This window comes from Coleofasciculus sp. D1-CHI-01, assembly GCF_040218875.1.
GTDB lineage: Bacteria > Cyanobacteriota > Cyanobacteriia > Cyanobacteriales > Coleofasciculaceae > Coleofasciculus.
In genome coordinates this window covers 1-19,804 of record NZ_JAVJQP010000147.1, presented here as the reverse complement: position 1 = coordinate 19,804, position 19,804 = coordinate 1, and the positions used below count along the sequence as shown (strand labels likewise).

Here is a 19,804-nt window from a genome sequence, read left to right as displayed (position 1 = left end):
TGCAAGGAAATGGGGTAGCATCCTTCATAAGTATGGCATCACCTTGCTCAGGTAAAATGTACCCTTGCTCCCCCAGCTCCCCCAGCTTCCCCAGCTTCCCCAGCTCCCCCTCACCACAAGACTTATTCAGCAGCCCCTAATTGAATTCGGTAGGGGCACGATATTATCGTGCCCTGATCAGTTGATAGTAAGTACCGTACACCGATTAACATATTCTGGGGAGTTGATCCCCCACTAGCATATCTACAATCCGTTCTGCCCCAAACGCCGTTTGCAGTAATACTACTCCGGGGGGTGAGTCAATTACTTCACCCACAATACAGGAATCCTGTCCCGCCGGATGAGACTTCATCGCAGATAATACAGATTCGGCGTGCGATCGCGGTACAATAACCACCAGTTTCCCTTCATTGGCAAGATATAACGGATCTAATCCTAATATTTCACAAACGCCATTCACCTCTTCCCGAATCGGAATCGACGCCTCATCTAAACGAATCCCCACGTCGGAACTTTGGGCAAATTCATTTAACACCGTTGCTACACCACCACGAGTTGCATCCCGCATCGCGTGAATTTGGGGACAAACCTCAAGAATCGCATCCACTAATCCATTTAACGGTTGACAATCGCTTTCAATGTCTGTTGACAATGCCAATTCCCCACGGGCGATTAAAATAGCTGCACCATGATTTCCCAATTGACCATTAATAATTACCGCATCACCGGGTTGAATATGATGGGCGGAAATAGAAACACCTTCTCTGATAACACCAATTCCGGCTGTATTGATAAACAGTTTATCAGCCGAACCCCGATGAACGACTTTAGTATCCCCAGTCACCACCTGCACCCCAGCAGCATCGGCAGCTTTTTTCATACTTAGAACGACTTGTCGTAAGGTTTCAACTGGAAGTCCTTCTTCCATGATCATGCTACAGGTTAGATACAGGGGTTTTGCCCCACTAACCGCTAAATCATTGACCGTACCATTAATAGCGAGTTCACCGATATTGCTACCGGGGAAAAATAGGGGATCAACGACATAAGAATCCGTGGTAAAGGCTAATCGATCGCCCTGACTGATGAGTTGGGCGAGGGGAATCGTGGCTTGATCTTCGAGTTGGGAGAGGATGGGGTTATCGAAACTTCCGACAAAAATATCATCGATTAAATCCCGCATGGCTTTCCCCCCACTACCATGTGCCAGGGTGATGGCGGTATCTTTAACTTTACTAGGGCGGCGTCGGATTTGTTCGATTTTTTGGAAGAGGGGATTTTGGTTATGGGTCATTTGTCATTCGTCTTACGTCTTATGTCATTCGTCATTTGTTATTTAGTTGGGGCGGGTTTAGTGATATCAGGGTGAAAACAAAACGTTAAAGGTAAAACCTGCCCCTACAACAGACGTTCCATCTTCCCCATCTTCTGGGTTCGTAGTAGGCACTTTAGTGCCAGAAGCGCTAAAGCGCTTACTACAAACTATTAAAGTCAGTGACATTCAATTTAGGTGTGATGCTTACCTCCTTTACCGGGTTTATCGGAATGTAATTCACCGCCAACTGCCCAATTTTCTCGCTCAAATTCATCAATATGAATCGTTACCCATTCGGGTTTAGTGCCTAATGTGGAAACTAGGGTATCGGTGAGGGCTTTGGCGAGTTCACGTTTTTGATCGACGGAGTGACCTTGGGCGATCTGAACTGTGACAAATGGCATAACCGTTTATTCTCCAATCTAACACTGTGTTTTAACAGCATTGTATGGGGGAAAACGGACAAATTTTGTATTGGAGTTATCGGTTTGATGGATAAACTTTGGGGGCGAAACCTACGTTGACAAATGTTCTCTCTTGACTGTTTTAACTCTCAAGAAACACGTTCTGATATAGGGGGTTTAGGAGAGGGTGATCTGATGCAATTGAGTAAAGGGCGACCCGATTCCATTGAGTGGAATAGTGTTGTTAATGAATGCAGGCGGGTCGCCCCTACAGGGGGTTAATTGATGCCGACGGCGGTTTTAGCGACTTTGGATAGGCGTCCGTATTTGTAATATGCCGCACAAGCCCCTTCTGAAGATACCATACAGGTTCCAATTGGGTTTTCTGGTGTACAAGCTGTACCAAAAACTTTACATTGCCACGGTTTCATGACGCCTTTGAGGATTTCTCCACATTGACAGGCTTTGTGATCGGCGACTTGACGATTGGGAAGGGTAAATTTAACTTCGGCATCAAATTGGGCGTAGTCGGGGCGAATTTTAAACCCCGAATTGGGAATATCACCGAGTCCTCGCCATTCAAATTTGGCCCGCACTTCAAATACGGTATTCATCGCGTCTAAGGCGACACGATTCCCTTGGGGTTGAACGATACGGTCATATTGATTTTCGACCTCACAGCGCCCTTGAATCAGTTGCTGCAATATCATCCACAGGGATTGCAAAATATCCAAGGGTTCAAATCCAGAAACCACTAATGGTTTTTGGTACTGTTGGGCAATAAAGTGATAAGGTTCTGTCCCAATCACCATGCTGACATGACCCGGACCAATAAAGGCATCCAGTTGTAAATCGGGATTATCTAATAAGGCTTGTAAGGCGGGAATCACTAAAACGTGATTGCAGAACATGCTGAAGTTTTGCAGTCCTTCAGCATCCGCTTGTAGGATGGTTAATGCGGTACTGGGGGCAGTGGTTTCAAAGCCAAGTCCGAAGAAAACTACCTCTTTATCCGGGTTATTTTTGGCAATTTGCAGGCTATCTAGGGGAGAATAAACCATACGAATATCCGCCCCGGCTGCTTTGGCTTGGAGGAGGCTTTTCTGGGAACCGGGAACCCGCATGGCGTCACCAAAGGTGGTGAGGATAACATTAGGATAGTCTGCGATCGCGATCGCGTCATCTAAACGTCCCCTGGGCATGACACAGACGGGACAACCGGGACCATGGATTAATTCGATACTATCGGGTAAAATTTCTTCGAGTCCATATTTAAAGATGGAATGGGTATGACCGCCACAAACTTCCATTACTTTTAGCGGTTGGGTTGAGGTTTTGCCTAATTGAGTGGTTAAGGTTTGGATTTCTCGCAGTAGGGCTTTGGCTTTTTGGGGATCGCGAAATTCGTCAACGTATTTCATAATTTGTCTTATGTCTTATGTCTTATGTCTTATGTCATTGGTTATTCGGTTAAGGCGAGTTCGTGGAGTAATTGTAAGGTTTCGGCGGCTTCTTGTTCGTCGAGGCGATTCATGGCAAAGCCGACGTGAACTAATACCCAATCGTTAATACAGGTGTCAATGGGATGATTTTCATCAATAATACAGGCAATATTAACTTGGCGTTGGACGCCGCCAATATTGACTATGGCTAGTTGATGTTCTCTATTGGTTATTTCAGTAATTTGACCGGGAATGCCTAAACACATTTTTTTGTTGTCCTTTGTGGGTTGTTGGGTGTGTTTTGTCCTGAGTAAGATTTGCATGGGGGAGGGTAAATTGGGTGCGCCAGTTATTTGGTAGCGTGATTTAGGTTATTTTTATGCGTTTGCCGCTACATCTGATAGTTGAATGGTGGGGAGGGCGGGTTTTGTTCGGAACTTGTCAGGTAGTTGAATGGAGGGGAGGGCGGGTTTTGTTCGGAACTTGTCAGGTAGTAGAGGGGAGGGCGGGTTTTGTTCGGAACTTGTCAGGTAGGGGTAGAGGGGAGGGCGGGTTTTGTTCGGAACTTGTCAGGTAGTAGAGGGGAGGGCGGGTTTTGTTCGGAACTTGTCAGGTAGTAGAGGGGAGGGCGGGTTTTGTTCGGAACTTGTCAGGTAGGGAGACTAAGGTTTGTCCCTAAACCCGCCCCTACATTGTCCCTAAACCCGCCCCTACATTGTCCCTAAACCCGCCCCTACATTGTCCCTAAACCCGCCCCTACATTGTCCCTAAATCCGCTCTACATTTTACTTAAACCTCCCCCTACATTTTACCTAAACCTCCCCATAAATCCTGGCTCAATCCGCCTCTGCGTTTTGTCTCAATCTCCCCCGATAACTGATTGTGCTGCTGCAATTACGGCTTGTCCTAAGGATAACCCTCCATCATTGGGTGGAACTCGGCTGTGTGTCAATACTGTCATACCCATCCTCTCTAAATTTTCACTGACTTGGGTCAATAAAATCCGGTTTTGAAACACACCTCCGGTGAGGATAACGTGATTGCTGATTAAATCAGGACGTAACTGCTGAACCATCTTCGCGATCGCATCGGCTAATCCTTGGTGAAATTTGGCGGCAATGAGGGACTTTGGCATAGTTTGCTGTAAATCGTCCAATAATGCAAGCCATAGGGGAGAAGGGTCTAAAATTAATTCTGTTTCCTGATCTAGTTTGCCAATGTTAAAGGGATATGCCCCTACTTCTTTAACATAATTTAAGCTATCCGGGGTAACAAGGGTTTCCATTTCAATCGCGGCTTGCCCTTCGTAGCTACAGTCTGCCCGACAAATCCCCAACGCCGCCGCCACTGCATCAAATAATCGTCCAGCAGATGAGGCGAGGGGTGAGTTAATCCCTTTTTCGATGAGTTGATTCAGCAAGGGATGGGGTTTTTGATCCAGAAATTGAATCAGGTCTAAATCCCCATACTCTTGTTTTAACCTGTTCCAGTTCAATGCTGCCATTAAGTGGGCGTAGGTATTGCGCCAGGGTTGATAAATTGCCTGTTCACCGCCAATCATGGCGATGGGTTTAAATTTACCTAATCGTTTAAATCCCTGGTAATCGGCTAAGAGGAATTCTCCGCCCCAAAGTGTGCCATCTTCTCCATAGCCTAATCCATCTAAGGCGATTCCTAATACAGGGGGAGTGGTGAGTGGGATACCATTTTCTGCCATACAAGCGGCAATATGGGCATGATGATGTTGGATAGAATGTAAGGTGAGATTATTGGCGGTAGCGAGTTCTTGTCCCAGTTTCGTCGATAGGTATTCGGGATGTTTGTCTGTCGCGATCGCACTCGGTTTATGGTTAAATAAGTTTAGGTAGAGATTCAGGGTAGTCTGGTAAGCGTTAAAGGCAGCAGCATTTTCTAAGTCTCCTAAATGTTGAGATAAAATTGCTTGTCCGTCTCGCAATAAACAGAAGGTATTTTTCAGTTCACTCCCCATCGCCAGAATCGGCGGACAATGGTCAAATCCTGGCGGTAAAGGAATGGGTTTCGGGGCATATCCACGGGCGCGGCGTAGGGTTTGGGTGTAGAGGGTGTGTCTTTCTTGAATGCTTCTATCATTCACTGGATTGGGAAAACCTCTCTCCAAACCTCTCTCCTGCGAGGAGAGAGGCTTTGAATTCTTCCCCAAGGTTTTAGGGTTGAGTTTAGAGGGAATAACTCGCACCACCGAATCATCGACACGATTAACAATATCACGGTTATGTAGTAATAAATAATCAGCAATTTTACCTAATTTTAAACGGGCGTCTTGATTATCGATACATTGCGGTTCATCGGATAGATTCCCACTGGTTAAAATAATCGGATAATCTAGCTGTTGCATAATCAGATGATGGAGGGGGGTGTAGGGTAGCATAAACCCCAATGTTGTTTGTCCGGGTGCAACTGAATCCGCAATTTTGGCTGTAGAGACGTTGCATGCAACGTCTCTACAATTGTCGCGATTTTGGATAACATCGATTAAAACAATGGGTGCGGCGGGACTTTGTAATAATTCCTTGTCCTCGGCATTCAAAGTACAATACTGTTCAATCACCCCCAAATCTCGCGCCATTAAAGCAAAAGGTTTATGATACCGTTGCTTACGCGATCGCAATCGTTGTACTGTGGTTTCATTGGTGGCATCACAGGCTAAATGAATCCCGCCTAATCCTTTAATCGCCACAATTTCCCCTTGTTTGAGCAGGGTACAAACGGTATCGATAGGGTTAGCTGTATCAATTTTTTCACCATTTGCCCCTTCTAACCATACCCTTGGTCCACAAACGGGACAAGCAATGGGTTGGGCGTGGAAGCGGCGATTTTCGATATCGTGGTATTCCCTGGCGCAATCGGGACATAGTGCAAAGTCTGCCATGCTAGTCTGCTTACGGTCATAGGGAATCGAGCGAATAATACTCAGGCGTGGTCCACAATGGGTACAATTCGTAAACGGGTAATTGTACCAACGCGATCGCACATCAAAGGTTTCGGCTTGGCATTGGGGACAGGTGGCGGCGTCAGGGGGAATTTGGGTTTGAACGGTACTATTGACACTCTGGATAATGGTAAAGTCATGGAACGTGCGATCGCCTGGATTAGGAGTACGGTCAATCGATTCAATCTTGGCAAGGGGAGGACAGTCTGTTTGTAAGCGTTGCACAAAATCTGCGATCGCGTCTGTTGTTCCTGATACGTAAATTAAGACACCTTGACCATCATTACAAACTTCTCCGACTAGATTACACGCCTTTGCCAAACGATACACCGTTGGGCGAAATCCCACCCCTTGTACCGTACCGCGTACGCGAATTTCTTCCTGGTTGATTAGGGATGGATGATTGTTTATTCCCATTCGCTTTACTCCCCTAACGTTGATGGGCGCAAGGATGATGTCCATACCAGGGTAATGTATTCATTTCAGCTTGCCAAGAGACGTTCCGCCGGAACGTCTCTACCCTAAGATATGTCTTAACTTTAACGCGAATTTATCGTATTCTAAAACACTCGTTCACTATAATCGAACAATTAGGAAAAGCCAGAATATCAATCGACTGTTTCCCTTTTAGAATTAACTGACGTTGGTAACCATCTCCTTGAGGATCTCTAAAAACGTGGAGTTGCTGGGTTGTCACGTTAAACACCCAATAGTCAACAATACCTGCGGCTGCATAGAGATTGGCTTTAGTCCCTAAATCTCGATTGATTGTAGTATCAGCAATTTCGACAATCAGGTAAACCTCCTCTGGGCGAAGAAAAATTTAAATCGCTTTGACCCTGAAGTCCGAGGTGTTACCTATTGCCCATTGCCTAGCGCGTAGCGCTATATAATCAGTAGCCGAGTGGGGGAAGCCGTATATATAGCGATATTCGTTCCAGCAGGGATCAACGGTTTCTACTTCACATTAGGGACAGGTAGCGGCGTCAGTCTGTTTATAAGCTTTGTCCAAATTCTGCGATCGCGTGACTCATCAACTGCACTCAATCCCTGTTTGCTATGGTGCGATCACACTCAACTCTAAACCGACTAAAATGGTTGTGAAAAGAAACGATTAATTACAACTAGCGAAGTATTGCTAGGATTAGATGTAGCTTTGCTCGAACAGTGTGTTTTTATTTCCGACCAAATTGAAGCGATTGACGCTTTTGAACAAGGACTCAATGCTTAGTGAATAAAAATGTTAACACCTGTCGCAACGACCCGCCAGGGATTCAAATCCCTGGCTAAAAGCTTAAGTCGTCTAAAGACGACTAAACACGAGTTTTAGTCCACTTCAGTGGACTTAAGCTATAAGCCAAGAACTTGAGTTCTTGGCGGGTGACGGGGGGTTACTAAACGTTTAAAATATAAGATATAAGTCTGAGTCTAACAGATTTAAGAGGAATGGTTGTAGGTTGGGATGTTCCCAGGAAACCCAACATCAAAGGTTAATGTTCTTACGGCAAACTTGGAAAGGCTAAGGTTCCTTTACTACGAACTCACCTAGATGGGTTTGTCGCCACGTTGCGTCTGTTTTGCGATTTGTGGGTATTTCTAATAGCCGAATTCCTTGATTGGGTAATGGATTCAGTAATTGCTGTAATTGTTGCCACGATTGAATGCGTTGATGTTCTATACCATACGTTAGACACAGTTGGGCAAAGTTGATGTTTTGGGGTGTGGCAAAGAATTCTTCAAAGGGTGGCTCAAAGTCGGAAATGGGTAACATTTCAAAAATACCACCGCCGTTATTGTTGATTACGATAATGGTGAGATGACCAGCAAATTTATTGTTGAATAAAAAACCATTAGTATCATGTAATAAGGCTAAGTCTCCCGTTAGCATTACGGCACTCTGATTCCGGTGAGCAATCCCTAATGCTGTAGATAAGGTGCCATCAATGCCATTCGCACCGCGATTAAACCAGGGCTGAATTTCTGTATTCCCTGGCGACCAAAAGAATTCGATATCCCGCACGGGCATACTATTGGCAATAAATAAAGGTGTCCCTTTGGGCAAAGATTGAGAGAGTAACCAGGCGGCTTTTCCTTCAAATAATTGCGGCATTTCTGCCATGGTTTTGTCAACGGCTGCTCTTACTTGCGTTTCTGCATTACACCAGGTTTTGAGGTAATGTGGGTTGTGTTGGGATAGAGTTCTCCCCTGTTCCTCTATCGGGGTGGGTGTGGTTCTGTTATCGGTTTTGTCAACAACGTTATCTGTAAAACCAGCGCCTACAGTCTGATTTTGTGTCTTATTTGTTGTTATCCATTGCCCGATTGCTTCGATAGAAATCCGCAGATGCGTGGTTTTCCCATGCAGGGCATCTAAGTTATGATGACAGGGGTCAATGATCCAGCGTTGGGGTTGATAAGTATTTAACCAAGCACGTAGTTCTTTACTGGTGGGAAGTTCGCCAATTTGAATAACAATAGTCGGTGTTAGGTGTTGAGCCAGTTGGCGATTCCGCAGGATTAAATCATAAGTAGAAATTAGATAAGGATTCAGGTGAGCGTAGTTTCTTAGGGGAGAAAGCCCTTCGGCTAATAGGGGAAAGTTTAGAGATTGCGAAAGTTGGGCGATCGCATGACAATAGGCTTTGGGGTTTTGGGGTTGGGCTAACCCGGCAATAATTAAACCGCGATCGCACGCTTGCCAGTCTGAGTAGGGAATCGTTTGCCCAGATACAGGAGAGAGGGAATGCACAGATGCAGGAGTAATAGCGGCAAAGAAATCATCAGCCTGGAATTGGGATTGTAACTCAGTGGCGGTGGGATCAGGAATAGGTGCTAGAGGATCACGAAAGGGGCAATTTAAATGTACTGCACCGGGAGTAGGAAAGCGCGATCGCTCCCAGGCGTGAATTACGGTTTGTCGCAGATATCTCAACATCCCGATTTCCAGAGAGGGTACAGCTAATTCCGTTTGCCAGTTGGGATAATTGCCATAGAGTTTTACTTGGTCAATGGTTTGCCCAGAATGACAATCGCGCAGTTCTGGGGGACGGTCTGCGGTTAAAATTAATAGAGGAACGCGGCTTTCTCGTGCTTCAATAATCGCGGGGTAGAAATTCGCCCCGGCGGTTCCTGATGTACAAACTAACGCCACAGGTAGCCACGATTTTCGGGCAACTCCCAAGGCGAAAAAGGCAGCCGAACGTTCATCAAGAATAGGAATTGCCTCTATTTTGCTGTGTTGTGCAAAGGCAACAGTAAGCGGGGTGGAACGCGAACCGGGACATAAGACGGCTGTGGTTAATCCCAACCGCGTTAACGTTTCCACCAGTATAGAAGCCCAGACTGTATTGGTATTACGAAAGTCAATTAGCATCGCATCCAATACTATAGCGCTACGCGCTAGGCAATGGGCAATAGGCAATGGGCAATAGTGAAGAAAAACACTGACTAATCAAGGGATTAAGCGATTTAAATTTTTCTTCTTTTGTCCTAACGTGTATGCGTAGTGCTATATAGCAGAAGCGTCTGGTTATTGAGATCTCAAGTTCTGTAGGGGTACATGTCGTACCCCTACGATTCAGCGTCTGTGGGTCAGTCCTAACTACAAACGAATCTCGGCTTGGACTAAATCATTCCCTGCCCGTTCCAGATGGAAACCCACTTTTTCCGCTACCTTCTGCATCGGTACATTTTCTGCCAGAATATCAGCAGTAATCCGCGTCAGTTTCTCTTGGCGACCCACTTGAATAATGCGTTGCAGTAATTCCGTCCCTAATCCGCGACGCTGATAGGGGTCACTAATTAACATAGCGAATTCCCCTTCATTAATCCCATGCATCTTGCTCAATCGCGCTACGCCCAAGATTTCGTGTTCTCCTGTTTGCGGATCTTTATAGTCTGCCACCAGCGCCATTTCCCGATCATAGTCAATAAAGCAGATGCGGGTTAACCGATCATGGGCAATCCGCCGACTCAGCTTCATTAAGCTGAAATAACGCAAATAGACACTTTCTTCCGATAGCGTCTGGTGGAATTGTACAATTAAGGGTTCATCCTCTGGACGAATCGGACGAATCGTCACCGGCGTACCATCATTAAGCTGCCACGGGGTAATATACTGCCGAGGATAAGCGCAAACCGCCGTTTTCGGGAGTTGGTTTTCCTCAACGTCGAGATCATGGAGGATAATCCGGGCATCTAGGGCGATGAGTCGATCCGAAGACGCTTGCAGAGGATTAATATCAATTTCCTTGATCCAACGCTGTTCAATCACCAACTGACTAAAGCGAACCATAATCTGCTCAAGTTCGGCTAAATCAACGGCTTGACGCCCCCGCACCCCTTTGAGTGCCTTATAGATTTGCGTCTGTTCGATCATCCGCCGCGCCAGGGTAGTATTCAGAGGCGGTAGCGCGATCGCCCGATCCTTGAATACCTCAACTAATTGTCCCCCAGATCCAAAGACTAACACCGGTCCAAACTGCGGATCAACGATGCTGCCGATAATCAGTTCATAAGCACCATCCTGGCGCACCATTTGTTGAACCGTAACACCTAAGAAATGTTCGGCACCAACTTTCTCCGTCACCGTCGATTGAATCCTGTTATACGCCCAGCGCACCGCTTCTTCATCGGTAAGATTCAACTGAACCCCACCCACATCGGTTTTATGGGTAATGGTTTCCGAGAAGAGTTTCAACACCACCGGGTATCCCAGGGAATTTGCCCAATTCACCGCATTCTCTTCGGTTTTTGCCACCCCAGTATGTACAATCGGGATATTATAGGCAGCAAGTAGTTGTTTCGATTCCAACTCCGTCAGAATCGTCCGTCCCGCCTTGCGTGCCGTTTCAATCATCTTCTGGGCTGAAGCGCGATCGGGTCCGGTTTCTTCGGATGAGGGTAAAATCGGCGTTTCGTAGATCCCACTCAGGTTGTAGCTGTACTGCCACATTAAATTAAACAGCCGCGCCGCATCATCGGGGTAGGGATAGGTGGGAATGCTGGCACGATTGAGTAAGGTTTCCCCAGTTTTGGTTTCTGATCCTCCCATCCAACTAGCAAACACGGGTTTCCCAGCTTTCTGGGCATAGGGTTTTAACTGTTCGGCAATTTGAGTCGGATCAGTCATGGCTTGGGGTGTTAGTATCACCAGCAAGCCATCGCTGTTGGGATCTTCAACCGCAATATCGAGGGCTTTAGTATAGCGATCGGGGTCAGCATCACCGAGAATATCAATGGGGTTGCCATGACTCCAATGGGTAGGCAGAATTTCGTTGAGGGCAGTTACCGTATCCTCAGAGAGTTCCGCCAATGCACCACCCGCGCTAATTAAGGCATCTGTTGCTAAAACCCCTGGTCCCCCAGCATTGGTAATAATTGTCAAGCGAGGTCCTTTGGGACGACGGGGTTGTTTCGCCCACACCTCTGCCATATCAAACAGTTCGGAGATAGCATTCACGCGAACTACACCACAGCGGCGGAAAGCGGCATCGAGGACATCATCGCTACCTGCCAAAGAACCGGTATGGGAGGCTGATGCCTTGGCAGCGGCTTCGGTTCGCCCGGTTTTAATTACGATAATTGGCTTAGTTAATGCCACTTCCCGCGCCGCTGAAAGGAACGATCGCGCATCGCCAATGGATTCCATATAGATGACGATGCTATGGGTGTGGGGATCATCACCAAGATAGTAAATCAGATCCCCCCAATTTACATCCATCATCGAACCAATGGAAATAAAGGCACTAAAGCCGACATTTTCCCAGAAACTCCAATCTAGGACAGCGGTACATAATGCCCCACTCTGACTAATAAACGCCAAATTCCCCGGACGCGCCATGGTACTGGCAAAGGTAGCATTTAACCCACTGCGCGGACTCATTAAACCCAGACAATTCGGACCAATAATCCGCATTTTGCCCCGGGCGGTTTCCAGGATTTGCTTTTCTAATTCAACTCCCTTAGAACCCGTTTCTTTAAATCCCGCTGAAATAATAATCGCACTTTTTACGCCAACCTCAACACATTCTTGGACAACGCCGGGTACGAAAGGGGCGGGTATGGCAATGATCGCCAGATCCACAGGATCAGGGATATCTTTAATACTCGAATAAGCAGGAATTCCCAAGACACTATGGCGTTTGGGATTCACTGGAAAAATGGTTCCCCCAAAGGGATTACTCATTAAATTCCATAGCAGGGTTCGCCCCACACTGCCCTCTTTATCCGTCGCCCCAATCACAGCAACGTTATCGGGGGCGAAGAAGGTGTGCAGGGGTTGACGTTCGGAACGCAGAATATCATACGCTGGATCGGTGGTTGGTTTAAGTGGCTTAACCATTGTTTTTTCCTTTTCTTATTAATACGTCTGGGGAAAAAATGAAACGGAACGGTTAACACTGAACACACAAGGATTAAAACCTAGGGTTCTCCCTGATAATCTGCCATCTCAGTTGGAGAAGGTGGGGAAGATGGGGAAGATGGGGAAGATGGGGAAGATGGGGGAGATGGGGGAGATGGGGGAGATGGGGGAGATGGGGAAGATGGGGGAGATGGGGGAGATGGGGGAGATGGGGAAGATGGGGAAGATGGGGAAGATGGGGAAGATGAGGAAGATGAGGAAGATAATAGTTTGAAGTTCTACCCTTCACTTGGTTCGAGGGCATTGCGCTTTTATTAACTCCCCCAGCTCCCTCTGCTCCCCCAGCTCCCTCTGCTCCCCCAGCTCCCTCTGCTCCCCCAGCTCCCTCTGCTCCCCCAGCTCCCTCTGCTCCCCCAGCTCCCTCTGCTCCCCCGGCTCCCTCTGCTCCCCCAGCTCCCTCTGCTCCCCCAGCTCGACGCAACCTGATGATAATTGAGTCGGCGATTCCGCTGGTATTGCCAACAGGCGATGAATATGAATCAGGGCGTCGGTAACTCCCTGTTGGGCAATGGGTGAGAGGGTTTCGCCAAACTCGAAGTCAACAGCGGGGATGGTAACCAGCCAAGCGGAGGGAGAATGATCATAAAGGGCTTGGGCTAAGGCTAACAGCGATCGCGGATCACAATGATGCCCGACCGAGATTGTATCAGCATCCTCCGATCGCAGGGGAAAGACTTGCACCGTGGCTGTCTCTCCAGATACGGGATAAGCATCCACAAAAATCGCCCCCTCCACAGTCGCTAAGGTTTGTGCCAATTCTGGAGTCAGTTGGTGCAGGGGAAGCGATCGCACCCCAAGGCATCCCCACTTTTGCACCTCCATTGCCACAACTTGACCCACACCGTCATCCCGCCGCAGCGTATTCCCATAGCCAATCACCAGATGGTGGTCATTTGTCATTGGTCTTATGTCCTTTGTCCTTCGTCAGGCTTGACTGGATGTTTACAGACCGTAACATCATTCCCTTGATCTCCACAGACCTAACTTAGCAGTATTCTAACTGGACTTCTTTCTTATGATTTTGCAGATACTTCACTACCTCTTCTACTAAATTTCGGCGGATGGAAATGTTTTTGGGTAACAGCGGATTTTGATAAAATTCGTTAATTTTCTGCCCCACCAAGAAAAGTACCGAATCCGCCATCAAGATTTCCTTCGCCAGCATCGCTGCACCATTGCGATCCGTCGGTAGGCGATCGATATCACATTTACATTTTTTTAAGATTTCTAGGCTTTTCGAGATAGTTAATATCCCTTCAGTTACCAGGTCAATTTGACTTAACTTACCAATCGGCGGCAGATCCGGTCGCATCGTGGCAATATCCATTTCCACCTCTTCACCCAGATATTTGCCCACAATATTCCCCGTGGTTCCGCCACAGATCACTTTTCTGCCCTCAAAATTTAATAAGCGTTCCACATAAACCTGATCGTGACGTTGATCTAGAGGGGGTCCGGTAAAAATCATTAACTCATTACGCTTCCGCACACAGACGCCCACAAACGTGGCATCATCCCCAATTTTCCCTTGATAGAGGTTGTGCGTTTCGCCAATCACTTTACGGACAATATTACGAGCAGTGTAGGTATCCCGAATATATAGGCTTTCAATGTATTTGGCAATATTTTCCCAGCCCCAGCCAAAATTTAAGACCGCACCCAGCCCCGCATACAAGACGCCATCACTAATCGCCCCCAGGAAATCTCCCCGTTCTAAATGCCCTTCTGAAATAACAATGTCTTTCTCCAGGATTTTCTCGGTTCGGGTTTCAACAGGGACAGGTTTTCCTTTCCTAAAATGAAAAATGGGTGGATTATCAAAGTTTATAACTTTAAATTTATTGGTTTTGTGATTAATACGAATTATAGTAAACGTGGCGTAAGCAATTTTCCGGACACTACAAATAGGCAACGTACCAATCACCGTTTCGATCACCTCGGTTAGAGGCAGATCGGCATTCAACATGGTGATCAAGATTTCCGTCGTCAGCGTTGCCAGGATATTAGCCTTGACACCACTTCCCAACCCATCCGATAAAACAATCGTCGTTTTATCCTTTGTCTTGATAAACTTAACCTGATCGCCACATAGTTCCTCTCCCTTTTTATTTAAGCTTAAATCATAGATATCTAGAAAATGATCACGGCTCATAAGCTGTTATATTATATAGTTAAACGACTTCTTCCCCTGCTCCCAGACGTAACATGCTACGTCTCTACATTGCTCCCCTGCTTCCAGACGTAGCATGCTACGTCTCTACATGCCTTCCCTGCTTCCCCTGCTTCCTAACCTATCTTCTACCCCATCTCCTGTTCCACCATTTGAATAATCTTCAATAGACTCACCTTCGTCGTTGCCGTTGTTTCTCCCAATATCCCCGCAATTTCTTGGACAACTTTCATTTGATTATCCACCACCTCATTAACCTTTTCCACCGTTTCTCGCTTAACTTTTATCAATTCTCGCTTACGCTGTAACTCATAACTCATATTCACCAAAATAGCTGCAATTATATTTTCCTCTTTAATCGGGAAAATAACTTCTCTGACATAAAGTTGGTGATTAGCGTACTCTTTTTCCTTCCCCTGAATCACCTCATCATGATCCCAGACTCGTTGAAAATCACTGACATCTGTCAAAATAGTGGAGGCGGACTCACCAATAGCCACCTCCTGTTCCACATTAAACATTTTGCAAAAGGCAGGATTGACCAACTTAATCGTCATATCTTTATCCACGACAATCAAACCATTTGGGTCATACTGCCACAATAATTCCCACAAACTCTTATCGTTACTTGTCATAGTATTTATTCTTCAAGCTGCTATTGCCAGGTTAAGTGAAACTTATTGTTCCCTGTTCCCTGTTCCCTGTTCCCTGTTCCCTGTTCCCTGTTCCCTCTCCCTATACATCATTGAATACAAGGCAGAATCTCTTGTTTAAACTTTTGCTCAACATTATTCGCATTGATATTGACAAAAAATTTATCCTTAAACTTCATCACAATACCAGCGCTACAGGTTTCCAAACAAAAGGAACCCTTTAATTCAACTTTATCCTCCAAATTGTAGGTGCTAATCAACGCCTGAATTTTGGGTAATACTTCATAAACACCCAATTGATGACAGGCTGAACCCATACATAAATAGAGATTTTCTTTCCCATCCATAATCTACACCTCAATCTTACTGCACGTTCAGCCCCTGTCTTTGAAAAATGTCCATAACCTGCTGCACCTGTTGGGGCGTTGGCGAGGGTGTGTCTTTAAGCTGATAGTCATACCCTAGCTGTTGCCATTTATACTCTCCCATTTTGTGAAACGGCAGAACTTCGACTTTTTCCACATTGCCCAAGCTAGAGACAAACTGGGCTAATCCCTCGATACTCTCTAGGTTATCGGATAAATTGGGAACTAGGACAAAGCGAATCCAGGTCGGCTTTTGAATCTCACTCAGATACTGGGCAAACGCGAGTGTTGGTTCTAGGGAAACGTTGGTAATCTTAAAATAAATTTTGGGATCAAAGGATTTGATGTCCAACAAGACCAAATCAACATGATCCAGCACAGGTTTAGCCACATCTAAGTTCACATAACCAGACGTATCTAGGGCGGTATGAATCCCTTGGTCTTGACAGCGTCGGAAAATTTCGCGGACAAACTCCGGTTGCATCAAGGGTTCACCCCCTGTTATGGTAACGCCGCCGCCGGAAAAGCGCATGTAGGAACGATACTTTGGGATCTGGGTCATCAGTTCATCAACAGTAATCTCCTGACCTTCACGGATACAGCGACTATCCGGATTGTGACAATAGAGACAACGCAGCGGACAGCCTTGGGTAAAAATAACAAAGCGGATACCCGGACCATCTACTGTACCGCAGCTTTCTAAGGAGTGAATGCGTCCAGTTACAGAGGTTTTAGGAGTGGCGATTGGGGATTGAGAAATTGATGATTGCATTACCATAGTTCTAGTTTTGAGTTTGTAGGGGCGGGTTTGATGACTATCGTTTACGAAAGCGAAAGCACCTAGATGTAACTAAACCCGCCCAGAGGAATGTGTAGGGGCGGGTTTGATGACTATCGTTTACGAAAGCACCCAGATGTAACTAAACCCGCCCCGACTGAGTGTTAACTTCGCTTTGCCGTGTCAGGGGGTGGGCATTGCCCACCCTACGCTCTAGGATGTCGCTAAATCCGTTCGTGGAATGTGCGGTTAATCACATCCAGTTGCTGTTCGCGGGTTAACTTAATAAAGTTCACCGCATAACCCGATACCCGAATCGTTAACTGCGGGTATTTCTCAGGATGATCCATCGCATCCAGCAGGGTATCGCGATTGAAGACATTGATATTGATATGATGACCCTCATCATGGAAATACCCATCCAGCATTCCCACCAAGTTAGTCACCTTCGCCTCATCCGTCTTACCCAACGCTTGCGGCACAATGGAAAACGTATAAGAAATCCCATCTTGGGCATGTTCATACGGTAGTTTCGCCACTGAAGCCAAGGCTGCGATCGCGCCATTGCTATCACGACCATGCATCGGGTTCGCACCTGGGGCAAAGGGTTCCCCAGCTTTGCGCCCATCGGGGGTACTTCCTGTCTTCTTCCCGTACACTACATTGGAGGTAATCGTCAGAATCGACTGGGTAGGAACAGCGCCACGATAAGTCTTATTCTTGCGGACTTTATCCATAAACGCTTTCACCAGGTTGGCAGTAATGTCATCCACCTGATCATCGTTATTGCCAAACTTGGGATAATCTCCTTCTACCTGATAGTCTACGGCGAGACCCTGGTCATTGCGAATAACTTTCACCTTGGCATATTTAATCGCCGATAACGCATCGCCAACCACCGACAACCCAGCAATCCCACATGCCATTGTCCGATAAACATCCCGGTCATGTAGCGCCATTTCCAAACGCTCATAACAATATTTATCGTGCATATAGTGGATCACATTCAAGGTATTGACGTAGAGTTTCGCCAACCACTCGATCATTTGGTCGAATTTCCCCATCACCTCGTCATAATCAAGGTACTCTGAGGTAATCGCTGCCAGTTCCGGACCGATTTGTTCGCCCGCTTTTTCATCCTTACCGCCATTAATCGCATAGAGTAAGGCTTTCGCTAGGTTAACCCGTGCGCCAAAGAACTGCATCTGTTTGCCAATCGGCATTCCCGATACACAGCAGGCAATGCCATAATCATCACCATAGTGCGATCGCATCAGGTCATCGTTCTCGTACTGAATCGAACTGGTTTCTACCGATACCTTGGCGCAGAACCGCTTAAAGTTAATCGGTAGCCGTTCTGACCACAGAACCGTTAAATTTGGTTCTGGTGCAGGACCGAGGTTATTAAGCGTATGCAAGAAACGGAAACTGGTCTTGGTCACCAACGGACGACCATCTTCACCCATTCCGCCAATGGCTTCGGTTACCCAAACCGGGTCACCGGAGAACAGTTCATTATAAGCCGGTGCCCGCAGGAAGCGCACCAGCCGCAATTTCATCACGAAATGGTCAATTAGTTCCTGCGCTTCGGATTCGTTAAGCTTGGCGTTATTTAAATCCCGTTCCACATAAATATCCAGGAACGTAGACACCCGTCCCAAGGACATCGCCGCGCCATTTTGTTCCTTCACCGCACCCAGATAGCCAAAGTACGTCCACTGTACTGCTTCTTGGGCATTTGCCGCCGGACGGCTAATATCACAGCCATAGCTAGCCGCCATGTCTTGCAGTTCGCTTAGCGCCCGGATTTGTTCAGAAATTTCTTCCCGTTGCTGGATAACAGACTCATCAATCGCATCGAATTCTAGAGAATCTTGCTGCTGTTTTTTATCAGCAATTAAACGGGTGATCCCATACAATGCTACCCGACGATAGTCACCAATAATTCGACCCCGACCATAGGCATCCGGTAACCCCGTAATGATCCCAGAATGTCGCGCTTTTCGCATTTCCCGTGTATAGGCATCAAATACCCCATCATTATGGGTTTTGCGATAGTTGGTGAAAATCTCTTCTGTTTGGGGATCAAGCTGATAGCCGTAAGCTTCGAGGGATTTCTTGACAACTCGGATACCACCCAAGGGCATAATTGCCCGTTTTAACGGTTTATCAGTTTGGATGCCGACAATTTGTTCCAGGTTTTGATCAATATAACCCGGTGCATGGGCGGTGATACTGGTGGGGACTTTGGTATCGACATCTAAAATACCCTTTTCCCGCTCTTGCTGCATCAAATCGCCGACGTTTTGCCAGAGGGTTTTCGTCCGTTCCGTTGCTCCGGCAAGGAAAGAGTCGTTTTGTGTGTATGGGGTATAATTCTTTTGGATGAAATCCCGGACATTAATTTCATTCGTCCATTTACCGGGATTAAAATTCTGCCATTGTTCGCATAAGGCACTAGCTGTCTCATGCTTTTGTGTAGATGTGTTAGGTTCAATTATCCCAACCATAGGCATTATTTACCTCTTTTTTTGTGCAAACTTTTGAACGTTAGACGTAGCCCTGACCATTTTTTGAGAAATTTTGGTCAACAGTCTAAGGTGGTTTTGGTTCTACTAAAAACTCGTAGCGTTTTATGTGTACCTCAGGCTCTTGACTCTAGTCATGGGTCTATAGGAAGAACAGTAAGGTTTATCCTAACTAAATCTATTCCTTGCGGTCTATTTAGCCTGGACGTTTACCGCTCTCTCTAACTGTCTATCTCTATCGTAACTCCATGGATATTAAATCAGCAAATTTTGGAGAAGTCAATCTACTTCTTTACAAATATTTTTAATGTCAAGGTTGGGTGATTTTTCGAGAAAATGTGGGGATAATCCCTACCCATTCAAATCAGTTTGGTGTTATAATAGGAGAATATTTTTTATTTAAAAGAAGAGATGATCGCCTAGGTTGTAGGGGTTGTAGGGGTTGTCGGGGCTGTAGGGGCGAGTCGCTGCATCAATGTTCGGTGCGAGAATTAACCTATATCGACTCGCCCCTGTCTAAATGCGGTGTTGGATGATTACTGATACCGGGTGGGGGCGACCCGATCAAATTAAGGGTTGGGTTGTGTTAATTGGATGGGGCGGGTTTAGTTACTTAGGGGCTGCTGAATAAGTCTTGTGGTGAGGGGGAGCTGGGGAAGCTGGGGAAGCTGGGGGAGCTGGGGGAGCAAGGGTACATTTTACCTGAGCAAGGTGATGCCATACTTATGAAGGATGCTACCCCATTTCCTTGCAC

At 46.5% G+C, this 19,804-nt stretch carries 15 protein-coding genes; 1 reads left to right on the top strand and 14 read right to left on the bottom strand.

Features of this window, described 5'->3' with window-relative positions; all coding sequences use genetic code 11:
* Window positions 1-205: 205 nt before the first annotated feature.
* From hypE to RIB93_RS25975, 8 genes are all read right to left on the bottom strand, one after another.
* Window positions 206-1,294, bottom strand: coding sequence for a hydrogenase expression/formation protein HypE (gene hypE, locus RIB93_RS26010; protein WP_446377103.1), 1,089 nt, complete (start codon window positions 1,292-1,294; stop codon window positions 206-208).
* A gap of 212 nt (window positions 1,295-1,506) precedes the next feature.
* Window positions 1,507-1,719 carry a tautomerase family protein gene (locus RIB93_RS26005; RefSeq protein ID WP_446377101.1) on the bottom strand — a complete coding sequence of 71 codons (213 nt, stop codon included), beginning with the start codon at window positions 1,717-1,719 and terminating at the stop codon, window positions 1,507-1,509.
* Window positions 1,720-1,997: 278 nt separating this feature from the next.
* Entirely contained in the window at window positions 1,998-3,140 is a 1,143-nt protein-coding gene (gene hypD / locus RIB93_RS26000; RefSeq protein WP_446377099.1) for a hydrogenase formation protein HypD, read from the bottom strand.
* Window positions 3,141-3,181: 41 nt separating this feature from the next.
* Window positions 3,182-3,427 carry a HypC/HybG/HupF family hydrogenase formation chaperone gene (locus RIB93_RS25995; protein ID WP_446377097.1) on the bottom strand — a complete coding sequence of 82 codons (246 nt, stop codon included), beginning with the start codon at window positions 3,425-3,427 and terminating at the stop codon, window positions 3,182-3,184.
* 593 nt (window positions 3,428-4,020) lie between these two features.
* Entirely contained in the window at window positions 4,021-6,549 is a 2,529-nt protein-coding gene (gene hypF / locus RIB93_RS25990) for a carbamoyltransferase HypF (protein WP_446377095.1), read from the bottom strand.
* A gap of 133 nt (window positions 6,550-6,682) precedes the next feature.
* Complete coding sequence (locus RIB93_RS25985) at window positions 6,683-6,955, bottom strand: Uma2 family endonuclease (protein WP_446377105.1); 273 nt, start codon at window positions 6,953-6,955, stop codon at window positions 6,683-6,685.
* Between the two features lie 696 nt (window positions 6,956-7,651).
* The gene (gene menD / locus RIB93_RS25980; RefSeq protein WP_446377093.1) at window positions 7,652-9,505 is read right to left on the bottom strand and encodes a 2-succinyl-5-enolpyruvyl-6-hydroxy-3-cyclohexene-1-carboxylic-acid synthase; all 1,854 of its coding nucleotides are present in this window, start codon (window positions 9,503-9,505) and stop codon (window positions 7,652-7,654) included.
* Window positions 9,506-9,733: 228 nt separating this feature from the next.
* Complete coding sequence (locus RIB93_RS25975) at window positions 9,734-12,475, bottom strand: bifunctional acetate--CoA ligase family protein/GNAT family N-acetyltransferase (protein ID WP_446377091.1); 2,742 nt, start codon at window positions 12,473-12,475, stop codon at window positions 9,734-9,736.
* 112 nt (window positions 12,476-12,587) lie between these two features.
* Here RIB93_RS25975 and RIB93_RS25970 point away from each other — a divergent pair, with 112 nt between their 5' ends.
* The gene (locus RIB93_RS25970) at window positions 12,588-12,770 is read left to right on the top strand and encodes a hypothetical protein (RefSeq protein WP_446377089.1); all 183 of its coding nucleotides are present in this window, start codon (window positions 12,588-12,590) and stop codon (window positions 12,768-12,770) included.
* An 11-nt stretch (window positions 12,771-12,781) separates the two neighbouring features.
* Here RIB93_RS25970 and RIB93_RS25965 read toward each other — a convergent pair whose 3' ends face one another.
* The 6 genes from RIB93_RS25965 to pflB all read right to left on the bottom strand — a co-directional run bounded on the left by RIB93_RS25965 (window position 12,782) and on the right by pflB (window position 19,032).
* Window positions 12,782-13,456: a hydrogenase maturation protease gene (locus tag RIB93_RS25965; protein ID WP_446377087.1), complete on the bottom strand. Its 675-nt coding sequence runs from the start codon at window positions 13,454-13,456 to the stop codon at window positions 12,782-12,784.
* Between the two features lie 85 nt (window positions 13,457-13,541).
* Window positions 13,542-14,708, bottom strand: coding sequence for a SpoIIE family protein phosphatase (locus RIB93_RS25960; protein WP_446377085.1), 1,167 nt, complete (start codon window positions 14,706-14,708; stop codon window positions 13,542-13,544).
* A gap of 146 nt (window positions 14,709-14,854) precedes the next feature.
* Window positions 14,855-15,361: a PAS domain S-box protein gene (locus RIB93_RS25955; RefSeq protein WP_446377083.1), complete on the bottom strand. Its 507-nt coding sequence runs from the start codon at window positions 15,359-15,361 to the stop codon at window positions 14,855-14,857.
* Between the two features lie 107 nt (window positions 15,362-15,468).
* On the bottom strand, window positions 15,469-15,726 hold the full coding sequence (locus RIB93_RS25950; protein WP_446347683.1) for a (2Fe-2S) ferredoxin domain-containing protein: 258 nt from the start codon (window positions 15,724-15,726) through the stop codon (window positions 15,469-15,471).
* A 16-nt stretch (window positions 15,727-15,742) separates the two neighbouring features.
* On the bottom strand, window positions 15,743-16,516 hold the full coding sequence (gene pflA / locus RIB93_RS25945; RefSeq protein WP_446377081.1) for a pyruvate formate-lyase-activating protein: 774 nt from the start codon (window positions 16,514-16,516) through the stop codon (window positions 15,743-15,745).
* A gap of 230 nt (window positions 16,517-16,746) precedes the next feature.
* On the bottom strand, window positions 16,747-19,032 hold the full coding sequence (gene pflB / locus RIB93_RS25940; protein WP_446377079.1) for a formate C-acetyltransferase: 2,286 nt from the start codon (window positions 19,030-19,032) through the stop codon (window positions 16,747-16,749).
* Window positions 19,033-19,804: the final 772 nt, after the last annotated feature.

What these genes read in the sequence shown, in the direction of transcription:
- hypE (WP_446377103.1), bottom strand. Translation starts at nt 1,294, where the DNA reads ATGACCCATAACCAAAATCCCCTCTTCCAAAAAATCGAACAAATCCGA.
- RIB93_RS26005 (WP_446377101.1), bottom strand. Translation starts at nt 1,719, where the DNA reads ATGCCATTTGTCACAGTTCAGATCGCCCAAGGTCACTCCGTCGATCAA.
- hypD (WP_446377099.1), bottom strand. Translation starts at nt 3,140, where the DNA reads ATGAAATACGTTGACGAATTTCGCGATCCCCAAAAAGCCAAAGCCCTA.
- RIB93_RS25995 (WP_446377097.1), bottom strand. Translation starts at nt 3,427, where the DNA reads ATGTGTTTAGGCATTCCCGGTCAAATTACTGAAATAACCAATAGAGAA.
- hypF (WP_446377095.1), bottom strand. Translation starts at nt 6,549, where the DNA reads ATGGGAATAAACAATCATCCATCCCTAATCAACCAGGAAGAAATTCGC.
- menD (WP_446377093.1), bottom strand. Translation starts at nt 9,505, where the DNA reads ATGCTAATTGACTTTCGTAATACCAATACAGTCTGGGCTTCTATACTG.
- RIB93_RS25975 (WP_446377091.1), bottom strand. Translation starts at nt 12,475, where the DNA reads ATGGTTAAGCCACTTAAACCAACCACCGATCCAGCGTATGATATTCTG.
- RIB93_RS25965 (WP_446377087.1), bottom strand. Translation starts at nt 13,456, where the DNA reads ATGACAAATGACCACCATCTGGTGATTGGCTATGGGAATACGCTGCGG.
- RIB93_RS25960 (WP_446377085.1), bottom strand. Translation starts at nt 14,708, where the DNA reads ATGAGCCGTGATCATTTTCTAGATATCTATGATTTAAGCTTAAATAAA.
- RIB93_RS25955 (WP_446377083.1), bottom strand. Translation starts at nt 15,361, where the DNA reads ATGACAAGTAACGATAAGAGTTTGTGGGAATTATTGTGGCAGTATGAC.
- RIB93_RS25950 (WP_446347683.1), bottom strand. Translation starts at nt 15,726, where the DNA reads ATGGATGGGAAAGAAAATCTCTATTTATGTATGGGTTCAGCCTGTCAT.
- pflA (WP_446377081.1), bottom strand. Translation starts at nt 16,516, where the DNA reads ATGCAATCATCAATTTCTCAATCCCCAATCGCCACTCCTAAAACCTCT.
- pflB (WP_446377079.1), bottom strand. Translation starts at nt 19,032, where the DNA reads ATGGTTGGGATAATTGAACCTAACACATCTACACAAAAGCATGAGACA.